This window comes from Bacteroides sp. D55t1_190419_B8 (genome assembly GCF_015558905.1).
Classification (GTDB): domain Bacteria; phylum Bacteroidota; class Bacteroidia; order Bacteroidales; family Bacteroidaceae; genus Bacteroides; species Bacteroides vicugnae.
Genome location: NZ_JADMOU010000059.1, coordinates 1 through 4,130 on the forward strand (window position 1 = coordinate 1; position 4,130 = coordinate 4,130).

Sequence of the window (4,130 nt, forward strand, 5' to 3'; positions counted from 1 at the left end):
AAAGGTACTGATATACATATCTACACTGGAAATCCTTCCGTCCCCGGAGGGATTTCTTTTTAATTATACGTATCTGCAAATTTGTCTGCGGATTTCTTTGATATTTCATAAAATCTTTGTAAATTGTTACGTCACAAAATAGTTGGAGGACAGCCTTATGAAAGACCCATTTGACATTAAAGTAAATTCTATTCCAGCTCTTTACAAGCAGTTTCCAAATGAAGAAGCCTGCATTAAACATCTTGAAGCTATTAATTGGCACGGTAGCCCCATTTCACCGTTTGATAAAACTTCAAAAGTCTATAAATTGAAAAACGGGGATTATCGCTGTAAAAACACAGGGAAGAACTTTACTGTAAAAACAGGAACCATGTTTGAGAAAACAAAGATTGACCTACAAAGGTGGTTCGTTGCTATATGGTTGGTTGTTAACCACAAAGCAGGTCTTTCTTCCTATCAGTTGGCAAAAGACATAGAGGTCACTCAAAAGACTGCATGGTTCATGCTGCACAAAATAAGAAGCCAAATGTATCTTGCTAACGAAAATCCTCTAACAGATGATGTGGAAATTGATGAAACACTTGTCGGGGGTAGAAACAAGAATCGCCATTGGAACAAGAAAGTAGCACACTCACAAGGACGTTCCCACAAAGACAAAACTCCAGTAGTTGGAATGATCCAACGGGATTTCTTAATAAATGCTCTAGTAACGGGGGATACTACTGCCAAAACTCTTTCTGCATTTATAAAGAAACACGTACAGCCCGATTCCAATATTTATACGGATGAAAATGCTTCTTACAACGAAATAGGCAAGGAATATCCTCGTCAAGTTGTTGACCATAGTAAGAATTTGTATAGTTACGACAATATCACAACCAACAGAATAGAAGCCTGTTGGACACATTTCAAACGTATGATATTAGGTGCATATCGCAATGTTCACACGAAAAAATACTTGCAAAAGTATGTTGACGAATTTATATTCAGATATAATTTGAGGGACATTAACGCTTCTGATATGTTTAATTGTTTCCTCTGTTGTTCTGACGGACGTATAACACATAAAGAAATAAAAGAAGCAAAATGGATAGAACTAACAGAAAACAAACAGAGCTTATATTAGGTGAAATTACTATTCCCTGTGTAACAATGGTCAATGAAGTTATAGGTATGACAGTACAGGGAACACAATTATTGATAAACACCTACTTCGGGGACTTGTCCGATGTGGAAATACCTCAAAAGTATTACTTTGAAATGTGTGGCAAACAAGGCTATTTCCTAACCGTAATAAATCACCTCTATAAGTCGTCCAAAGCGAAAAGTAAACGTGGATTTAAGAAGTTATTGGCAAAAGCTCTTCCCTCCCTTATAGACCCTAAAAACGGACTAATACAAAAAGAGCCGGAACTTAGTCCGGCTGATTTTAAAAGGTTTGATAAATTCTTGTTGAAAGCCAGAAAAAGATAGTGGTTAATTAGTGTACAGCACAAATGCCATTTAAATTTGCTGTAATAGCATTTCCTGATTCGTCTGTTATTCGAGCGGGTTCTGACCAATTGATGCCGTTCTCTGAAACTGTATAATACCCCCCTTCTCCTATTGCAACAAATCTTCCGTTGATACATAAAACTCTATTCCAGTCTTCACTACCTACACTTATTTTTTGGTATTCGCCCGCATTATTAGGTGCAATAATTTGTCCATTACCACCAACCATTACATATTTTTCTTTATAGTAGGCAATAGACGTTCCTGGATAAGAAAAACTGAACGAGGCTCCTACGGATATTTGCTCCCACACCTCTCCGTCAGTTGATTCAAAAATAGTACCATATCTTGCCATTGCTCTAAATTTCCCACTTTCGTATATCATACTTTCTAAATATTGACCAGAAGGAATTAAACTATTTCCCATGTTACGGAATGTCATTCCATCTGTTGAAATTAAAATATAACTGTATGTATCTAAAGGATAGCCGGCTACAAATTTTCCGTTTCCATAAGTAATGCAAGTTATAGTTCTAGATGAACTTCCAGGTTGGCGTGTAGTCCAGTTAATTCCGTTTTCAGAAAAGGCGGTATGTCCTGTTGACCCTGCGGCTACAAATTTACCGTTTCCATAAACAACATTTGTCCACGTATAACTTCCTGCGACAGCCGTCGTCCAGTTAATTCCGTCTTCTGAATAGGTAATACCTCCCTTTGAACCAACAGCCACATATTTTCCATTGCCATACGCAACAGCATTCCAATTGTTACTTCCTACTATCATATTTAAATCTCCTATTTTTATATTAATAATATCATCTGTTGACGGCGGTGCAGTAGGCTCATCTGGCTTTTCGGGTTCCTCAGGTTCAACAGGTTTTTTCGGTTGTTCTATAGGTGGTTTGACAGGTTCATAATCATCATTATCCTTTTCACACGCAATAAACAAACAGGCAAATAACGCCACCGTACAAAATATTTTCATTCTCATAATCGCTTTTAATTTGTTGATTAATACTACGTTATTGTAGTTTTTATAATGTTACCACTAGCTCCTACTACAATTATATCAATTGGAGCCGCTTTTTGTGAAATAGGAATAGTCCTTGTTATTCCACCTCCGGTTATGGTTATAAATGTGGAACGGCTACCTCCTATATTTTCATCGGCTTTCACATTTACAGTTCCGTTTCCGGAACCTGTATCCGGAGTTGCAGTAATAAAATCTTTCTTCATAATTCTATTTTTAGATGTTTAGTGGAGCAAAGTTATATTATTTGACAACTTTATACAATCGAGAGTTCCTATCAGAATCTAATTATGAATAGGCTTTATCCATTAGTAAGTGTATTCATAATATCACTTTCATGCGTAATTTCCGGGGTAGGAACCTCTATATTACTACAAGAACGTCTCCACATTTCCTCTTCAATTACTCTTGCTTTACGGTGTTCGTCCGTTTCACCTTCCATATACAAACCTATTAACCCTACTACTGGACTACAAAACAGTGAAATTACCACCCATGTAATTCGTTCCTGCCCCAACCTTGCCGCATACTTATATACAGCACTTAGCAACAAGATATAAGCGATGAAAATCATTACCCAAAATAGTACTCCCAATAATGCAATTAATCCCATAATTAATTCCTCCTATTTCTAATTTGTTTACTGAATAATATAAAAAAGAACAATGTAATTGATATACGTGCAAATAATAATCCTATACTGGAGATACACCAATATATAAAATCGAATGAAGATAACTCCTCCATACTCATTGAAGATATTTCCATGTTACCAATTTGGCGGGTAAGAGATACAAAAAGGGTAAGAGTGACCCATAAAAAGCAGATAGCGGTAAGTAATGTAATACTTTTCATAATACTAAGTATTTGGCTCCCTCTGCAGCCAAAAAGGAAAGGTTTATATACGAAGAAGCGGGCTGCTGTCCGCTACTAGTTAGGCATCGCCAAACGCCTTATATAATACACGCAGACAGACAACCCACTTCTATATAGCAGGTTGACTGTGCCTCGTGTATTTGTTAAATATTTGGCGATTTTAACTAGTAAAGGCACTTCTTTAATTTTCCAACAATGTCTTGTCCTAAAAGGACTGCACAAATATAATTACTTTCCTATACTCAAACAACAAATTAGCGGTTTAAATCCACTTTAGTAAGCCACAAATAATTATCCGTTCCAAATTTGAAACTCTCCTTGTGCACGGATTGCGTCCTTTCACGAAGTACTTGTGCATTCATACCTCGAGCAAAGTTGTGTCCAATGTTCAATATTAGTTTCGTTATATCCTGTGCATCTCTGACTTCGTTATAACGACACTCCCTAGTCTTTAGCAATACTTCTGGAGCAATATATGCCCGGCAATCTCCCATGACATCAAGTATGAGAATATTGCAATTACAGTGCATCACTAACCCTTTACAGGCATCCAAAAAATCTTCATTCATTATCATATCAATATATGTTTTGGTTAATACTGATATTATATACGTAGATAGGGAATGTCTATATAATGTCCGCAGACAAATTTGCAGATACGTATAATTAAAAAGAAATCCCTCCGGGGACGGAAGGATTTCCAGTGTAGATATGTATATCAGTACCAAAA

At 36.5% G+C, this 4,130-nt stretch carries 5 protein-coding genes; 2 read left to right on the plus strand and 3 right to left on the minus strand.

Features of this window, described 5'->3' with window-relative positions; genetic code table 11:
- Positions 1–157 precede the first annotated feature (157 nt).
- Positions 158–1,126, plus strand: a complete 969-nt coding sequence (locus tag I2I13_RS24250) for an IS1595 family transposase (protein ID WP_195650743.1) — start codon at positions 158–160, stop codon at positions 1,124–1,126.
- Complete coding sequence (locus I2I13_RS24255) at positions 1,087–1,473, plus strand: hypothetical protein (protein ID WP_195650744.1); 387 nt, start codon at positions 1,087–1,089, stop codon at positions 1,471–1,473. Before I2I13_RS24250 ends, I2I13_RS24255 begins: the two co-directional genes overlap by 40 nt.
- A 7-nt stretch (positions 1,474–1,480) precedes the next feature.
- Here the strand turns inward: I2I13_RS24255 and I2I13_RS24260 are convergent, their stop codons facing one another.
- From I2I13_RS24260 to I2I13_RS24270, 3 genes are all read right to left on the minus strand, one after another.
- On the minus strand, positions 1,481–2,485 hold the full coding sequence (locus I2I13_RS24260; protein WP_195650745.1) for a PQQ-like beta-propeller repeat protein: 1,005 nt from the start codon (positions 2,483–2,485) through the stop codon (positions 1,481–1,483).
- Between the two features lie 26 nt (positions 2,486–2,511).
- On the minus strand, positions 2,512–2,730 hold the full coding sequence (locus I2I13_RS24265) for a BACON domain-containing protein (protein ID WP_195650746.1): 219 nt from the start codon (positions 2,728–2,730) through the stop codon (positions 2,512–2,514).
- Positions 2,731–2,825: 95 nt separating this feature from the next.
- Positions 2,826–3,137 carry a hypothetical protein gene (locus I2I13_RS24270; RefSeq protein WP_195650747.1) on the minus strand — a complete coding sequence of 104 codons (312 nt, stop codon included), beginning with the start codon at positions 3,135–3,137 and terminating at the stop codon, positions 2,826–2,828.
- Positions 3,138–4,130 lie beyond the last annotated feature (993 nt).

Bases quoted from the DNA above. Each gene is read 5' to 3' on its own strand.
- I2I13_RS24250 (WP_195650743.1), top strand. From the start codon at position 158: ATGAAAGACCCATTTGACATTAAAGTAAATTCTATTCCAGCTCTTTAC.
- I2I13_RS24255 (WP_195650744.1), top strand. From the start codon at position 1,087: ATGGATAGAACTAACAGAAAACAAACAGAGCTTATATTAGGTGAAATT.
- I2I13_RS24260 (WP_195650745.1), bottom strand. From the start codon at position 2,485: ATGAGAATGAAAATATTTTGTACGGTGGCGTTATTTGCCTGTTTGTTT.
- I2I13_RS24265 (WP_195650746.1), bottom strand. From the start codon at position 2,730: ATGAAGAAAGATTTTATTACTGCAACTCCGGATACAGGTTCCGGAAAC.
- I2I13_RS24270 (WP_195650747.1), bottom strand. From the start codon at position 3,137: ATGGGATTAATTGCATTATTGGGAGTACTATTTTGGGTAATGATTTTC.